The following is a 16,695-nucleotide window of genomic DNA, read 5'->3' as shown; positions in this document are numbered from 1 at the left end:
GATAGGATCCGGCCATGACAGGTCACCGGCTTCCCCGTTCCGGAGCACGCGGGCAACCACGGTCCGCCGGACGGCGACACCGCGTCGCGGTACTGATCACCGACGGCTTCATCCCGTTCGAACTGGGCATCCCGCACCGGATCCTCGGCACTGCCCGCACTCAGGACAGTCACGAACCGCTCTACGAAGTCATCACCTGCACCACCCGGGAGGCCCGGCTCGTCCGCTCCGACTCGGACGTCAGCGTGCTCGTGGATCACGGACCCGACGTGATCGAGTCGGCCGACACCGTCGTCGTCCCGGCCGTCGCGGAGCGGGGGCCGGCCTTCACGAGCGGGGTCGTCGCACCTGACATGGCCTCGGCACTCGGCCGGATCCGTCCCGGAACGCGGATCGTCTCGATCTGCACGGGGGCGTTCCAACTCGCCGGCATGGGCTTGCTCGACGACCGACCGGCCACCACCCACTGGCACTACACGGACCTGATGCGCGAGCTGCATCCCCGGGTCCGGATCGACCCGGATGTGCTCTACGTCGATGACGGCGACATGCTCACCTCGGCGGGTGTCGCGGCCGGCGTCGACCTCTGCCTGCACCTGGTCCGCCGCGACCACGGTCCGGCCGTCGCGCGCGATGTCGCTCGCCGCACGGTCGTGCCTCCGCATCGCGACGGCGGTCAGGCGCAGTACATCCAGCGCCCCGTGCCTGACGCCCGGGGTCCCGGCACCGCCGCCACGCGAGCCTGGATCCTGCGACGACTCGACCGGCCCCCCACGCTCGCCGAGATGGCCGCACACGCCGCGATGTCCGTCCGGACCTTCACCCGCAGGTTCCGCGAGGAAACCGGCGAGAGCCCGGGACAGTGGCTCATACGGGAGCGGGTGGACGCGGCCCGCCAGTACCTGGAGGACACGGACCTTGCCGTGGAACGGATCGCCGCACGCTGCGGCTTCGGTACTGCACAGTCGTTGCGGGCGCACATGCAGGCGGCGCTGGACGTCACGCCGACGCAATACCGGCGCACGTTCCGCACGGTGGCCTGAGACGACGAAGCCCCCGATGTCATGGACATCGGGGGCTTGGTCCGGGCTTTCGCCCTGGAGCCGCCTGACAGAATCGAACTGTCGACCTGTTCATTACGAGTGAACCGCTCTACCGACTGAGCTAAGGCGGCGTTGCGTCCCGGTGGCGAGCCACCTGGCAGCGGCCACAACAGTACCTGACGTGGGGCCGAGTCACCAAAGCGAATCGGATGTGATCTACGTCGAGGGGCTCATGACGAGTGGACCGGCCGGCCGAACCGTCTCGCGCGAGCGCCCCACCCTGCCACGACCGCCGTCGGACACGGCCTTCAGCAGGTCAGTGCGCCGTCCGGGACCTCGCCGTCCACGAGGTAGTCCTCCACGGCGCCGTCGATGCACTCGTTGGAACGGCCGTAGGCCGTGTGGCCCTCGCCCTCGTAGGTGACGAGGAACCCGGAGTCGAGGGTTCCGGCGAGAGCCTTCGACCAGCGGTATGGGGTCGCGGGGTCGTTCGTGGTTCCGATGACCATGATCGGTGCCGCCCCCTTCGCGTGGACGTCGAACTCCTTCTTCGCGGGCGGGTACGGCCAGTCGGCGCAGCCGATGCCCGAGTAGCCGAAGGACTCGCCAAGGGTGGGTGCCTCGGCCACGATGTCGGCTGCGAGCTGCTTCATCTTGTCGAGGTCCTCGGTGGCGCGGTCGTCGGCGCAGTTGATCGCCCGGAAGGCTTCCTCGCTGTTGGAGCTGAAGCTGCCGTCGGCGTTGCGGTCGTTGTAGCTGTCCGCGAGCAGCAGGAGCGTGTCGCCCCTGCCCTCCCAGAAGATCTCCCGCAGCGCCGTGGTCAGGTACGACCAGTTGGCCTCGTTGTACAGCGGCATGGCGACCCCGTAGAACGCGAGGTTCTTCGTCACCGACCGGCCGGAGGAGGTGGCGATGGGGTGCGCCGCGGCATCGTTCACCATCGCCCTGATCTGCTGCAGTCCGAGGTCGACCGAGCCGCCGAGGGGACAGTCGGGCCCGGCGAGGCAGTCCTCCACGTAGGCGCGCAGCGCGTTCTCGAAGCCGACGGCCTGTTCCGCGGCCACCTGGTCCGGCGAGAGCGTGATGTCGATGGCGCCGTCGAGCACGAGCCTGCCCGTGTTGCCGGGGAAGAGACCCGCGTAGGTGGCGCCCAGCTGGGTGCCGTAGGAGTAGCCGAGATAGTTCAGCTTCTCGTCGCCCAGGACCGCGCGCAGCATGTCCATGTCACGTGCCGCGCTCTGCGTGTCGACGTTGCCGAGCAGGTCGCCGGTGTTCTCGGCGCACGCCTTGCCCCATTGGCGGATGGCTTCGATCTGCTGGGCGATGCCCTTGTCCGTTTCCGGGTAGTCGGTGGTGAGGAACTCGTCCTTCGTCTCATCGTCCACACAGGTCACCGGCGTGGACTGGCCCACACCGCGCGGGTCGAACCCGACGATGTCGAACGCGGCGCGCAGGCGGAAGCCGAAGTTGCTGGTCGACTCCACGAGCCCGATGCCGGAGGCGCCTGGCCCCCCGGGATTGACCAGGAGGGACCCCTGCGGGTCGTCGGTGGTGGCAGGCAGCTTCTTCATCGCGATCTCGATGCTGCCGGCGCCGGGCTCGTGCCAGTCGAGCGGGGCGTCGACGGTGGCGCACTCGAAGCCGCCGCAGTCGCTCCACTCGACCGGCTGGGTGTAGAAGTCCTCGAAGCCGTCGGGAGCGCCCGATGCCGCGGCAGAACTCCCCTCCGTCGCGCTGCTGGACTTCCCCACATCCTCGAGCGCCACCTGGTTCTTCGGTGGTACCGCACACGCTGCGAGCAGCAGGACGGGCACGAGCAGGCAGGCGACGGTGGCCGCGGGGCGTCGGGCTGGGCGGATCACCTGGACAACCTATCGAAAATCACGACCGTGACTCGCCCCGGCACGGCAGGATTCACCGCACCCTCACGACGTGTCCCGGCAACGCCAGGAGCGCTCTCAGCTCGCCACCCACGCGATCGGTCCGGGCTCGCCGTCGGCCTCGCGAGCCGGCAGGTTCAGGGTCCCCTTGTCACCGATCCTGACCACCACCTCCGCGCCGTCCTCGACACCGTCCGGCACCTGCACGACGCTCGTGGTGGGCACCCAGTCCGCCGTACACATGCCCGGCTTCCTGGGCAGCAGGCCGACGACGACGTCACCGTCGCTGCGCGACGCCGTCGGTTCGGCGATGACCGGGCAGGAGCTGGAGTCGTTCGTCACGACGTAGATCAGGCCCGCCTCCGGCGACCAGGCGGCACCGGCCGGGGACGAGGTGCTTCCCTTCACGCTCTCGGGCAGCCCTCTGCCCGTCGCGCCGGCCTCCAGGGGGTCGATCTCCGTGGCCTCGATCGTCGGCCTCGCGTTGCGCGCTTCGTCGTCCATGTCGTCCTCCTCGTCACCCGTGCCGGACGGCGTGGCCGTGTCCGACGGCGTGGCGGTGTCCGACGGCGTGGCGACCCCGGTCTGCTCGTCCCCCGAGGCGCCGTCCCCACCCCCCGTCGTGTCCGCGCCGGCGCAGCCCGCCAGCAGGACGCACGCCAGAACTGCGCCGGCCAGGCCGGCGTACCGCGCCTCTCGGACGCCCGTCGTCCTCTTCATGCTGCGATCCTTCCATGAGCCACCGACAGCGACGGGGTTGCCGCAGCGGCCGCGGCCCGGCCGGGCCGCGGCCGCCGGAGCGGTCCCGACGTCGTCACGGACAGATGTGGTGGGTGGCACTCCGGCCCACACTCCGGAGCGCCACCCACCCTTCACATGTCACCAGGACCGGGCGGCTTGCACGGTGCGCGAAAGAACCCACGGCGGGCCGGGTTCGGGCAGGCGGCACGGCACGGCACCTGCGGGAAGGGTGTCAGTCCGCGAAGGAGATCCACGCCGCGGGACCCGCCTCGCCGCGCGCCGGACGCGGGGGCAGCTCGACCTTCCCGACCGGGCCGATCCGGAGGCGCACCGTCCGTCCGTCGTCCGTCCCCTCGGGGGCCGCGACGACGGTGGTGGTCGGCACCCAGTCCGTCGTACAGACGGATTCGAGCGGCGGTTGCGACAGCGTGACGTCGATGTCGCCCACCTCGCGATCCGCGGCCAGCCCGGCGCCCGTCATCGTGTCGCGCGCCGCCGGCTCCGCCGTCCGCGGGCAGGTGCTGGACCCGAGTGTCACCACGTACAGCAGACCCTCCGCGGGCGTCCACGCACCGCCCGCCACCGTGGCATCGTCCCCGAGCCGGACCCCGGGCGGCAGGCCACGCCGCGTCTGACCGGGCACGAGGACCAGGAAGTCGTCGTGCCCGGTCACGCCTCCGCCGTTCGCGGCCGACCGGCCCGCCGGCGCGGGCCGTACGCCCGGACCGGCCGCCCGTACCTCGGCCCCCACCCCCACGGCCACGCCCCGTGCCTCGGGCGGCGGCACGGCGGCGGACGCGGAGGCCGCGGTGGTGACGGCCGCCAGGGCGAGCGCGACACCCGCTCCCGCCACCGCCGCGATGCGCGGTGCGCTCCTGCCAACTGCATCCTTCATGGCGTCAGCCCTCCTGGGATCGGGTGGGACGCGCCGGTCGGGAACGAGGCGCGTCCGCTACGCCCAGGATGTGCGCATCACCCCGCGATCAGCAGCGGAAGTGCGCTTGGTTGCGTTGGCACTTCCTCGGCCTCGGCCTCAGCCGAACCGCAGCTTGGCCGGGGTCACCTCCGGCGCCGCCTTGGACAGGAAGCGCTTGCGCAGGTCCGCGAAGCCGTTCCGGTCGTCGAAGAAGTCCCGCGCCATCTCCGCGAGTTCGACGGTCTGGTAGTACGACAGCGGCTTGGACCGCGCACGCTGCTCGGCACTGCGCGCGAGCATCGTCGCGAGCGTCGCCGGCTCGGCATAGCCGCGCGCGGTCTCGCCGAGCCACTCGTCGAAGGCCACCATGTCCCGCGGCCCGACGCCGGAGATCATCCCGATCCGGTCCGCCTCCGTCGCGGAGATCGGCAGCTTCCGGTGCAGCAGCGTCTCGGCCCGCTGCGTGCCGACCCGCTGCGGCAGCGACCACGAGTGCAGCTCGGAGCCGAAGATGCCCATGTCGTAGTACGGGTTCAGCACCACGCCGTCGCGGGCGACCGTGACGTCGGTGCACAGACCTGCCATCACGCCACCGGCGCCGGCGTTCGCCGTGAACGCGGACATGGTGAGCTGGTCGGCGTTCGCCAGTGCGAGACACAACTCGTCGATCGCCCAGATGTTCTCCCACGCCTCGGCTGCCGGGTCGGGGGCGGCGTCGATCACTCCGAGGTGGATGCCGTTCGAGAACGCGTGCTCGGTTCCTCGCAGCACCAGGACCTTGGTGTCCTCGGTGAGGGCCTTCTCGACGGCACTGGTGACCCGCCGGCACTGCTCGGCGTACATCGCCCCGTTGTAGGAGCGAACCGTCAGATACCCGACGTGCTCGTCGCGGACGTAGGAGGTCTCCGCGAGCGCGTCGGGAACCTTCAGGTACGGGGTCCGGCTCGCTTCGATCACGCGGGAGGCGGGCAGCTTGGTGCCGCGGCGTCCGGCGAACGTGGCGGCGTAGCCCACCCAGAGGGTTCCGACGCCACAGGCGATGGCGACGGCGTCGAGGTTGTGGCCGACGACGGTCCCGGGTTCCGCCCCCGTCTCGACCTCGGAGGCGGCGGCGTCGAACAGGCAGACCCGGAGGCCCTGCACGTCGGCGGGGGCGCCGGGGGCGCTGTCGGCCGCGGCCACACGGCGGGCCAGGACGTCGGCCGGCTCCGCCCAGTCGATCTCGAACTCCTTGCGTCGCAGGAGGGGACGCTCACCGGTGTCCGGCACGACCCGGAGGCACTGGTCGGCGTCCAGCGGCAGGTCGCCGTCGTCGACCTTGCGCAGCACCTCCTCCACGCAGGCCATCGCGGCGTCCGCGACCCTGCTGTTGTACAGGGCCGCCTTGGAGATCGGTTCCGCGGGCATGTCGAAAACGTTCGACGACCAGATGGGACCTGCGTCCATCTCCTCGACGGCGGAGAGCGCCGTGACGCCCCACTGCTCACGACCGTCGAGGATCGCGTGGTCGAGGGACGAGGGCCCCCGGTCTCCCACGGGCCCGGGGTGCACGACGACGGTCGGGTACTTGCGCCAGACCGCCTCGGGCACCCGGTGCTTGAGGAACGGGCACAGGATCAGGTCCGGTGCCGCGGACTCGACGGCAGCGACGAGCTCACGCGGCTCGTCGAAGGTTCCGGCCAGCTCGACACCCACGTCATGGCCATGCTCTCGCAGATGGCACCACACACGTTGGGTCAAACCGTTGAATGCTGAGACGAGCAGCAGGATCCGCATCGCGACGGTGGCTCCTTCAGTTTTTGGGTTCCGGCCTCAGAGGGAAGCCGAGCCGCGAGCCTAGCGAGCCACGCTCATTCCGGACAAGACAGGACGTTGATACCGGATCGATCAGCCCTGCGGACGCAGCGCGATCGTCATGGCCTCACACGCGAGCAGCGGCGCCACGTTGCCGTCGAGACGCTGTCGGGCAACGGCGATGGCGTCCATGCGCCGGATCGTCTGCTCGGGGGTGGAGTCGCGGGCGAGGTCGCGGACGATGCCGGCGTGCTCGGTGTTGACCGGGTCGACGTCGGCGCCGAGCTGCACCACGAGCACGTCCCGGTAGAGGGACAGCAGGTCGAGCATGGCCCTGTCCAGCACGTCACGCTGGCGGCGGGTGGCGCGGCGCTTCTGGCCCTCCTCGAGCTGCTTCACCTGGGAACGCAGCTTGGGTGGCAGGGTCTCGCCGTCGGCGACGCCGAGCGCGCGGAGCAGTTCCGCCTTCTCGGCGGCGTCCCGCTCCTCGGTGGCTGCCGCGGCCTCCGCCTTGGCCACGTCGACCAGCTCACCGGCAGCCAGGACGGCATCTCCCACGCCACGGATCCGGCGTGCGACGTCGAGCACGGCGGAGCGCCGTTCCCGGGCTCCCGCGTCCCGCGCGAGACGCCGCGCCATCCCCACGTGACTCTGGGCCGCGCGGGCCGCGGTCAGCGCGACGGCGGGGTCGACTCCGTCGCGCCGCACCAGGAGATCGGCGACGGCATCGGCAGGCGGTACGCGCAGCACCACCGCCCGGCAACGCGAGCGGATCGTGGGCAGCACGTCCTGCACGGACGGGGCGCACAGCACCCACACCGTGTGCGGGGGCGGCTCCTCGATCGACTTGAGCAGCAGGTTCGTGGTCCGCTCGGCCATCCGGTCGGCGTCCTCGACGATGATCACCCGCCACCGGCCCAGCGTCGGGGTGCGGGCAGCCGTGCCGACCAGGTCCCTGACCTCGTCGATCGTGATGACGACCTTGTCGGTGGCCAGGAGGGTCACGTCGGGGTGGGTGCCGGCCAGCGCCGTCGTACAGGCATGGCAGGAGCCGCATCCGCCCTGTTCGCACTGCAGCGCGGCCGCGAAGGCACGGGCCGCCACGGAACGTCCTGACCCGGGCGGACCGGTGAGCAGCCAGGCGTGGGTCATCGCCTCCGCACGAGTCGCCGACGTGCTGAGCATGGACACGGCCGACTCCTGGCCCACGACCTCGTCCCAGACGCTCACGCCTTCTCCTCCCGCGAGTCCGTCGCGTCGCGGGCCGGTTCGCCGGTCTCCGTGGTGGGTGCGGTCTCCGTGGTGGGTGCGGTCTCCGTGGTGGGCGCGGCCTCCGTGGTGGGCGCGGCCTCGGTGACCGCCTCGGTCACCACGGGCGTCAGCCCGAGACGGGCGGCGACGTCCACCCGGATCTGTGCCTGGATGTCCTCCACGGGCCTGGCCCCGTCCACGACGATCCAGCGGTCCGGGTCGGTGCCGGCACGGCGCAGGTATGCGTCCCGGGTGCGACGGTGGAACTCGTCGCCCGCGCGCTCCAGCCGGTCGGGTGCCTCGCCGGTGGCGGTGCGCCGCCCGGCGGCGGCGACGGGATCGAGGTCCAGCAGAACGGTGGCATCCGGGAGCAGACCGTCCGTGGCCCACAGCGACAGCCGCTCGACGTCGCGTTCCCCGAGCGTGCGCCCGCCCGCCTGGTAGGCGACCGACGAGTCGAGGTAGCGGTCGGTGATGACCACGGCACCACGGTGCAGGGCGGGACGGATCAGGGATTCCACGTGGTGCGCGCGGTCCGCCGCGTAGAGCAGCGCCTCCGCCCGGGGCCCCATGTCCTGGCCGTGCAGGACGGCGGCGCGAAGTTCCTTGCCCAGGTCGGTGCCCCCGGGCTCACGGGTGAGCACGACCTCGCGGCCGGTCAGGTCGGCCAGCCAGTCGCCCAGCAGACGTGCCTGGGTGGATTTCCCGACGCCGTCGCCGCCCTCGAAGGAGATGAAGAATCCCGGTGTGCTCACGCTCGCAACACTAGTGCGGAACGCTGACACCGACAGCGTGCCCTCCGCGGCGGCTACTTCTTGGCCGCCGGCTTCTTCGTGGTCGTCTTCTTGGCGGCGGGCTTCCGCGCGGTCTTCTTCTTCGGCGCCTGCGTCCGCTTCTCCTCCAGCAGCTGGATCGCGCGCTCCGGGGTGATGGAATCGGGCGTGAGGTCGCGGGGAAGCGTCCGGTTCGTCTCGCCGTCGGTCACGTACGGTCCGAACCTGCCGTCCTTCACGACGATCGGCTTCTTGCTGGTCGGATCCTCGCCGAGCTCGCGCAGCGGCGGCGCCGCGGCGGCACGTCCGCGGCGCTTGGGCTGCTTGTACAGCTCGAGCGCCTCGTCCAGCGTGACGCTGAACAGGGACTCCTCGGTGGCCAGGGACCGTGAGTCCGTGCCCTTCTTGAGGTAGGGCCCGTAGCGCCCGTTCTGCGCGGTGATCTCCGTGCCGCTCTCCGGGTCGACGCCGACCACACGCGGCAGCGAGAGCAGGCGCAGCGCGTCGTCGAGCGTGATGCCGTCCAGCGTCATGTCCTTGAACAGGGAGGCGGTCCGCGGCTTCGGCAGTTTCGCGAGCGCCCGCTTCCGCGCCGCGGCGGACAGGTCCGGGTCGAGGTCCGGCTCCGGGAGCTGTTCGGTCACGTACGGCCCGAAGCGGCCGTTCCTCGCCACGATCGGATGCCCGGTACCGGGGTCGTCGCCGAGCACCCGGCCGTCGTCGGCTCCGGCGGCGAACAGTTCACGCGCCTTGGCGACCGTCATCTCGTCGGGGGCGACGTCGTCGGGAATGCGGGGCCGGACGGGCTTCTCCCCGTCGGCCACCTGTGCCTGCGTGTCCTCCAGGTACGGGCCGTAGCGGCCCACGCGCACCCGGATCCCCTCGCCGATGTCCACGGAGTTGATCGCTGCCGCGTCGATCTCCCCAAGGTGCTCGACCAGGTCACGCAGCCCCCCGCCGTGCGCGTCGACGCCTTCGGAGTCCGACGTTCCGTCGACGTCGTCGACGCCGGGGGCTTCCTCCCCGAAGTAGAACTCCCGCAACCACGCCACACGGTGGCGGTCACCGGCGGCGATCTCGTCGAGGTCCGCCTCCATGGCTGCCGTGAAGTCGTAGTCGACCAGCCGGACGAAGTGCCGCTCCAGGAGCCGCACGACGGCGAACGCGCGCCAGGTCGGCACGAGCGCCTGCCCGCGGCTCCACACGTACTCACGGTCCTGGATGGTCGAGATGATCGCGGCGTACGTGGAGGGACGTCCGATGCCGCGCTCCTCCAGCGCCTTGACCAGAGACGCCTCGGTGTAGCGGGCGGGCGGCGACGTCGTGTGCCCCTCGGCGGCGAGGTCACGGCCGGTCAGCGTGTCGCCCTCGGCCATCGTCGGCAGGCGCGTCTCGGTGTCGTCCTTCGCGCCGTTCCGTCCCGACGACGCCTTGCGCGCACCGTCCGCGCTCTCGGCGTCCGGGTCCAGGTCCCGGGACTCCTCGTAGGCGGCGAGGAACCCACGGAACGTGATCACGGTCCCGGACGCGCTGAACACCGCCTCGCTACCCGCGTGCGCCGGAGCCGACCCCGCCACCTGCGCGCCGAGCCGGACGGTCGCGGTCGACCCCTTGGCATCGGCCATCTGGGAGGCGACCGTGCGCTTCCAGATCAGCTCGTACAGCCGGAACTGGTCACCGGCGAGTTCCCCGGCCACCTGCGCCGGGGTGCGGAAGGAGTCACCGGCAGGGCGGATCGCCTCGTGCGCCTCCTGGGCACCCTTGCTCTTGGACTGGTACAGCCGCGGCGACCCGGGCACGTACTCCGCGCCGTACAGCTCGGCCGCCTGGCGGCGCGCCGCGTCCGTGGCCTCCTTCGACAGCGACGGGCTGTCGGTACGCATGTAGGTGATGTACCCGTTCTCGTACAGCGCCTGCGCGGTACGCATGGTCTGCCGGGAACTCATCCGCAGCTTGCGGCCCGCCTCCTGCTGCAGGGTGGAGGTCGTGAACGGCGCCGCCGGGCGCCGCGTGTACGGCTTGGTCTCCAGGCTCTTGACCTGGAAGTCGGCGCCGTCGAGCCCGCCGACGACGGCCGTCGCGGCGGCCTCGTCGAGCTGGATCACACCGGTGCGGCCCTTCAGCCGGCCCCGGTCGTCGAAGTCGCGGCCCGTGGCCACCCGGTCCCCGCCGAGCTGGGCGAGCCGGGCGCGGAACGCGGGCTGACCGGCGTCGTCCGCCTGCGCGAACGTCCCCGTCACGTCCCAGTAGGCGGCGGAAACGAACGCCATGCGCTCACGTTCGCGCTCGACGACGAGTCGCGTCGCGACCGACTGGACGCGCCCGGCGGAGGTGCCCTTGCCCACCTTGCGCCAGAGCACGGGAGAGACCTCGTACCCGTACAGACGGTCGAGGATGCGACGCGTCTCCTGGGCGTCCACCAGGTCCTGGTCCAGCTCCCGGGTGTTCTCCAGGGCCCGCATGATCGCCTCGCGGGTGATCTCGTGGAACACCATCCGCTTGACCGGGACCTTCGGCTTCAGCTCCTGGATCAGATGCCAGGCGATCGCCTCGCCCTCGCGGTCCTCGTCGGTGGCGAGGTAGAGCTCGTCGGCCTCCTTGAGCGCCCGCTTGAGCTCGGTGACCTTCTTCTTCTTGTCCGCGTGCACCACGTAGTACGGGTCGAACCCGTTGTCGACGTCGACCGCGAACTTGCCGTACGGCCCCTTCTTCATCTCGGCGGGCAGCTCGCGCGGCTGCGGGAGGTCGCGGATGTGCCCCACGCTGGCCTCGACCTCGAAGTCGTCGCCGAGATAGCCCTGGATCTTGCGAGCCTTCGTGGGCGACTCGACGATCACGAGCTTGCGTGGCTGGGGCATCCGAGATCCGTTCCTGCTTCCTGGCGGTCGGCGTGGCGTTGGGCGGTCCGGGCCGCCACGTCGACGTGCGGCACCGGCGAACCCACGGTACGCCACGGGTGGCCTCCAGACACTACCGCCCGCATCGGCCTGGCGCAGGGAACCGCGCCGGGCGGTCAGCGTGAGCGGGCCGTCGCCTGGCGGACCACCAGGAGCACCGCCGTCGTCCCCAGGCTCGCCGAGATCACCGCGAGGACTGCTCCGGCGTACGCCGTCATCATTCCCGACGTCGGCAGCGGGCCGAATCCGGCCACCGTCGCGATCGCCGGCACCGCCACGACCCCGGTGACGAGCGCGACGACACCGAGCAGGACCGCCACGGTCACGGTGAACCCGCCGCCTGCCTCCGTGGGCTGGTCGGCCGCGGAGCGGGGGGTCAGGGCGCAGATCAGCGCGGCCCAGGCGAGCACCACGAGCAGTGCGGCCACGACGTCGGACGGCCGGTGCCAGCGGTCCACGATCGTGGCGACCCCCATCGCCGACGTCGCCGCCGCACCTCCCAGCGCCACCACCGGCCGCCACCCGCGCGGCACCGCCAGCAGCAGACCCGCCCAGACCGACGCGGCCACCGTGGTGTGTCCGCTGGGCAGCGTGTTGACACCGCTGTTCCACCCCACGAGGTGGTCCGGCCGGTACAGCACGTCGGCCTTGACCACCTGAGTCGTCACGTTGGCCCCCGCGATCAGGACCGCCACCTGCACCGCCACCAGCGGGCGGCGACGCGCCAGCGCCACGGCCACCGCCACGAGAGACCCCGCCACCAGCCAGCGCAGCTCGCCGAGCCGCAGCACCGGATCGGCAAGAGGCGCGAACGCGCCCTGGAAACGGCCCGCGCCGTCGAGCGCGGCCTCCTCGGTCTGCTGGCCCAGCCCCGTGACGACCATCACCCGCCAGACCGCCCACACGCCCAGCACGGAGATCAGCGTGACCGCCGCCGCTCCCACGCGTGCGGCGGCACGCCTCCGGCCACCGAGCCGGACACGGGAAACCTGCTGCGTCGTGGGGACTGCCACGGGCCCACAGTAGGCGAGCCACCTGGCGTCCGGGCGTCGACGACCGGCTCGCACCCGGGAAGACACAGCGTGGACACAGGTCCGCCACAGCGGGCATGGATGCGGGGAAGCAGACTGGAAGCCATGACCACCGCCACGCCGCCGAGCGGCACGACCGTCCCGGCGCTCGGAAGCCCGCACCTGACCCGCCCGGACGGCTCGGCGCTGCGCGTGCTGGTGGTCGACGACGAACCCAACATCGCCGGACTTCTCGCGGCGACGCTGCGGTACGAGGGCTGGGAGGTGTCCACCGCCGGAACCGCCGCGGCGGCGACTGCCGCCGTCCGCGAAGCGGCGCCCGACCTGCTGGTCCTGGACGTCATGCTGCCCGACTCCGACGGCGTGTCCTTGCTGGGCCGCCTTCGCGCGAGCGGCCACGACATGCCCGTTCTGTTCCTCACCGCGAAGGATTCCGTGGAGGACCGCATCGCCGGTCTCACCGCCGGCGGCGACGACTACGTCACCAAGCCGTTCAGTCTCGAAGAGGTGGTCGCCCGCCTGCGCGGACTCCTGCGCCGGGCGGGAGCCTCGCCGATCCGGCCGGAGCCCGCCCTCGTCGTGGGCGACCTCGTCCTGAACGAGGAATCCCACGACGTCGCCCGGGACGGGGAGGCGATCCGCCTCACCGCGACCGAGTTCGAACTGCTGCGCTACCTCATGCGCAACGCCCGCAAGGTGCTGTCCAAGGCACAGATCCTCGACCACGTGTGGAGCTACGACTTCGGCGGACGCGCCAACATCGTCGAGCTGTACATCTCCTACCTCAGGCGCAAGGTCGACAAGGGACGCGAACCGATGATCCACACCCTGCGCGGGGTGGGGTACGTCCTCAAGCCCGCCGCCGGGACCGACGGCGGCGACGCATGACCCTCCTGCCCGCCACCCTGCGGGCGCGCCTCGTCGCGACACTGCTGCTCGTACTGCTCGCGTTCACCCTCGTGGTCGGGATCGCCTCGACCTTCGCGCTGCGCTCCCAGCTCACCGACCAGCTCGACACCGAGCTCACCGAGGCCTCCCGGCGCGCGGCCAACCCTCCGCCGCAGCGCGTCCGGGACCGCATGCAGCTTCCGGACCGGACCTCACCTGACACGGACGCCACGGAGACGCCGTCCGCACCCTGGCTCGGCCAGAACGCCGGAACACTTGTGATCGTCTACACCGACGGCGAGGTCTCCCGCGCCGGATATCTCACCGGCGAGGGCGCCTTCAGCACCCTGACCGAGGAACAGATCACAACGCTCCAGACCGTCCCCGCCGACGACCGGCCCCACCCCGTCGACGTCCCCGACCTCGGCGCCTACCGCGCGGTCGCGACCACTACGTCCCAGGGCGAGCCCTCCATCATCGCCATGCCCACCAGCGACGTGACCGGCACCCTGACCAGGTACGTCGCCGTCGAGTTCGTGATCGGCGCGAGCGGCATCGCCCTTGCCGCGGCCGCCGGCACCTGGCTCGTGCGACGCTCCCTCCGCCCCCTGAACGAGGTCGCCGCCGCCGCCGTGAACGCCTCCGACCTGGAACTCGCCCGCGGCGAGGTCGGCGCGATACCCCGCGTCCCCAGCAGCCACACCGACGAACGCACCGAGGCCGGCAAGGTCGGCGCCGCCCTCAACCGGCTCCTGGGACACGTGGAACGGGCCCTGACCGCACGACACGACTCCGAGTCCCAGGTCCGCCAGTTCGTCGCCGACGCGTCGCACGAACTGCGCACGCCCCTCGCCTCCGTGCGCGGGTACGCGGAACTCGCCAGGCGCCCCGGCGCCGACGTCGACCACGCCCTCACACGGATCGAGGCAGAGTCCCAGCGCATGGGAGGGCTCGTGAACGACCTCCTGCTGCTCGCCCGCCTGGACGCCGGGCGCCCCCTGGAGCGGGAACCCGTGGACCTGGTGGCGCTCGCGGCGGACGCCGTCTCGGACGCCCACGCTGCGAGTCCGGACCACACGTGGGAGCTGGACCTGCCCTGCGACCCCTCCGGCGGGTCCGGGGACGACGCCGGCGACGACGCCGAGGCGGGCCCGCCCGAGGCGGTGGTGCCGGGCGACGAGGCACGGCTCCGTCAGGTCTTCGCGAACCTGCTGGGCAACGCGCGGATGCACACACCGGCGGGGACCCGCGTCGTGGTGTCGGTCCGCACCGAGCGAACGCCGTCGGCGCCCACGGGCACGGGGCGGGTCCCGGACGAGCCCGCGGACCGGGCGACCGCCGTCGTGGCAGTGTCCGACGACGGCCCCGGCATTCCGGCGGACCTGCGCTCCACGTTGTTCCAGCGCTTCACCCGGGGCGACCGCGCCCGCGGTCACTCCCACGGCTCGACGGGTCTGGGGCTTGCGATCGTCGCAGCGATCGTCACGGCCCATGGCGGTGAGGTGACCGTCACCGACCGGCCCGACGGGGACGGGACCACCATGGAGGTCAGGATTCCCCTGGAGCCGACGGGACGTTGACCACCCCGACCACCGCGACCTACGGAACGACGGACGCCGGAGCCACCGGAACGCTGACCTCCGACCTCCGACCGCTGGCCGCCGGGACGCCGACCGGCCGGAACGACGGACGACCGCACCGCGTCCGCCGTGCCCGCCGGGCACGGCGGCAGCACGGCGCTCGCGCACCGTGCTGCCGCCCGACCGGGTACGCCGTGTCAGGTCACGTGGTCGTGACGAGACACGGAACCACTCGGATCACGGGGCGTCGTAGCCGCCCGTGTAGGACCCGGAGCCCGAGTAGGCGTCCACGACCCAGCGGTAGTAGCCGGACGATCCCGAGTACGTGACCTCCTCGTGGGACGACGACGTGATGCCCTGCGCGACAGTGCTCCAGCTGCTGCCGTTCCACCGCTGCAGGTACAGGTCGAAGTCCGTGCCACTCGGACCGTCGAGGCAGCCCGCGTGCGAGCCGGCGCCCGAGTAGAAGTACGGGTGCGCGTACGACTGACCTGACGAGAGCGAGCCGGAGAACGAGGACTCGTAACCGGAGCAGTCACTGCCACCGCCGCCGCCACCGCCACCGCCGTTGGTGATGAGGGAGACCCCCGCGGCCGACAGCGCCTCGCCCACCGGCTGGAAGTAGGTGGTGCCACCGCTGGTGCAGTTGCCGGAGCCACCCGAGGTCATGCCCTGCGCGAGCGTGCCGGCGAGCAGCGAACCGCCGGAGTCACCGGGCTCGGCGCACACGTTGGTGCGGATCAGGCCGTAGACGGAGCCCTGGGAGTAGGTCACCGTGGCGTTGAGCGCCTGGATCGTGCCGCAGTGCCAGCCCGTGGTCGAGCCGGACCGGCACACCGAGGTGCCGACGCCCGCCGCGGAGTACCCGGACACGTTGACCGTGCCGCCCGCGTAGTCGTTGACGGCACCGATCGGGGTGTTCCCCGACGCCACGTCGACGTACGAGTAGTCGCTCCCCGGGAAGTTCGACGTCGTGAACGTGCCCGACGGCGAGGTGGTGCTGTCCCCCACGCTCCCGCAGTGGCCCGCGGAGACGAAGCCGCCGGTCGCCGCGAAGCCGACCGAGCAGCGGGAGCTGCCGTTGATGTAGTAGGCGTTGCCACCGATGACATCCATGAGCGTCTGGGGCTGCGCGTCGGTGACCTCGTAGGTCACGGCGTCAGCCGGGATGCCGGCTTTCCGCACCGCCTTGGCCGCCTTGGCCCGTGCGCCCCGGTTGACGTCGATGACCACCTGGTTGCTCTCCACGTCCACGTAGAAGGACGGGACGCCCTTCGTGTCCGCGAGCACGTCGTCCAGGTCGGCCTTCCAGGCGTCCAGCGCGTCGAGCGAGTGGTCGACGACGACGGCCTCCGCCCCGGCCTTCTCGACGGCCGCGACGTCCGCGGTGTCGGTCACGGCGACGGTCACCGCGTCGGCACCGTCGAGCCAGGCACCGGCGTAGGAGTCGTCCAGGGTCTTGGCCAGGCGGTCGGCGGTGTTGTTCGCGCCGGCCTGGAACTCCATGAGCTCGACGGCCTCGGGCGCCTCGAGGCCCAGGTCGCGCTCCATCGCGCGCAGGAGCCCGGGCTCGTACTTGTCGATGACACCGGAGTCGGGTGCGGGTACCGGTGAGGCGTTTGCGACGGCGGCGGTCCAGACTCCGCCGACGAGCGTCGTCGCAGCGGTGGCTGCGAGGAACGCCCTGGTGCGTGTTCGTCTCATGTCCAGCTACTCCTTGTGTGGGGGTTCCTGGGTGAGTTTCACCCGAAATCACACTAGAGGCAGGACTTGACCGTGCCCAGATAGCACTCAGGTCATACGGAGACTTTATGGAATCCATCGACGGCGAACCGTTGACCCTTCTCGCACCTCACCTTCGGCGTACCGGACGGCGGCGACGAGCGAACCCGATCATCCCC

Annotated in this window: 12 protein-coding genes and 1 tRNA gene; 3 read left to right on the top strand and 10 right to left on the bottom strand. The window is 71.6% G+C overall.

All coding sequences use genetic code 11. The features are described from left to right. The first annotated feature begins 14 nt into the window (after positions 1–14). On the top strand, positions 15–1,043 hold the full coding sequence (locus HGK34_RS13100) for a GlxA family transcriptional regulator (RefSeq protein ID WP_201847990.1): 1,029 nt from the start codon (positions 15–17) through the stop codon (positions 1,041–1,043). A 55-nt stretch (positions 1,044–1,098) separates the two neighbouring features. Here HGK34_RS13100 and HGK34_RS13095 read toward each other — a convergent pair. From HGK34_RS13095 to HGK34_RS13055, 9 genes are all read right to left on the bottom strand, one after another. After that, positions 1,099–1,174 (bottom strand) — tRNA-Thr (locus HGK34_RS13095). A gap of 177 nt (positions 1,175–1,351) precedes the next feature. Continuing rightward, positions 1,352–2,905: an alpha/beta hydrolase gene (locus HGK34_RS13090; protein WP_201847989.1), complete on the bottom strand. Its 1,554-nt coding sequence runs from the start codon at positions 2,903–2,905 to the stop codon at positions 1,352–1,354. A 96-nt stretch (positions 2,906–3,001) separates the two neighbouring features. Then, positions 3,002–3,643 (bottom strand): hypothetical protein, encoded by a 642-nt coding sequence (locus HGK34_RS13085; RefSeq protein WP_201847987.1) that lies wholly within the window; start codon positions 3,641–3,643, stop codon positions 3,002–3,004. A 253-nt stretch (positions 3,644–3,896) separates the two neighbouring features. Then, a complete protein-coding gene (locus tag HGK34_RS13080; protein WP_201847985.1) occupies positions 3,897–4,559 on the bottom strand; it encodes a hypothetical protein in 663 nt (220 codons plus the stop codon). Positions 4,560–4,697: 138 nt separating this feature from the next. Then, on the bottom strand, positions 4,698–6,275 hold the full coding sequence (locus HGK34_RS13075) for an enoyl-CoA hydratase-related protein (protein ID WP_307815946.1): 1,578 nt from the start codon (positions 6,273–6,275) through the stop codon (positions 4,698–4,700). A gap of 192 nt (positions 6,276–6,467) precedes the next feature. Next, on the bottom strand, positions 6,468–7,604 hold the full coding sequence (locus HGK34_RS13070; RefSeq protein ID WP_201847981.1) for a DNA polymerase III subunit delta': 1,137 nt from the start codon (positions 7,602–7,604) through the stop codon (positions 6,468–6,470). Beyond that, positions 7,601–8,380, bottom strand: coding sequence for a dTMP kinase (gene tmk, locus HGK34_RS13065; RefSeq protein ID WP_201847979.1), 780 nt, complete (start codon positions 8,378–8,380; stop codon positions 7,601–7,603). Before tmk ends, HGK34_RS13070 begins: the two co-directional genes overlap by 4 nt. 53 nt (positions 8,381–8,433) lie before the next feature. Continuing rightward, the gene (gene topA / locus HGK34_RS13060) at positions 8,434–11,256 is read right to left on the bottom strand and encodes a type I DNA topoisomerase (RefSeq protein ID WP_201847977.1); all 2,823 of its coding nucleotides are present in this window, start codon (positions 11,254–11,256) and stop codon (positions 8,434–8,436) included. A 155-nt stretch (positions 11,257–11,411) separates the two neighbouring features. After that, positions 11,412–12,308, bottom strand: a complete 897-nt coding sequence (locus tag HGK34_RS13055) for a phosphatase PAP2 family protein (protein WP_307815945.1) — start codon at positions 12,306–12,308, stop codon at positions 11,412–11,414. A gap of 123 nt (positions 12,309–12,431) precedes the next feature. Between HGK34_RS13055 and HGK34_RS13050 the strand changes: the two genes are divergently transcribed. Both HGK34_RS13050 and HGK34_RS13045 read left to right on the top strand, forming a co-directional pair. After that, on the top strand, positions 12,432–13,214 hold the full coding sequence (locus HGK34_RS13050) for a response regulator transcription factor (RefSeq protein ID WP_244666694.1): 783 nt from the start codon (positions 12,432–12,434) through the stop codon (positions 13,212–13,214). Continuing rightward, on the top strand, positions 13,211–14,794 hold the full coding sequence (locus HGK34_RS13045) for a sensor histidine kinase (RefSeq protein ID WP_201847973.1): 1,584 nt from the start codon (positions 13,211–13,213) through the stop codon (positions 14,792–14,794). Before HGK34_RS13050 ends, HGK34_RS13045 begins: the two co-directional genes overlap by 4 nt. Before the next feature lie 237 nt (positions 14,795–15,031). Here the strand turns inward: HGK34_RS13045 and HGK34_RS13040 are convergent, their stop codons facing one another. Then, positions 15,032–16,498, bottom strand: a complete 1,467-nt coding sequence (locus tag HGK34_RS13040) for a S1 family peptidase (protein WP_201847971.1) — start codon at positions 16,496–16,498, stop codon at positions 15,032–15,034. Positions 16,499–16,695: the final 197 nt, after the last annotated feature.

The sequence above is a fragment of the Myceligenerans indicum genome (assembly GCF_016742955.1).
Taxonomy (GTDB): domain Bacteria; phylum Actinomycetota; class Actinomycetes; order Actinomycetales; family Cellulomonadaceae; genus Myceligenerans; species Myceligenerans indicum.
The sequence above is the reverse complement of the archived record's forward strand: the minus strand, read 5'-3'. Positions and strand labels throughout refer to the sequence as shown.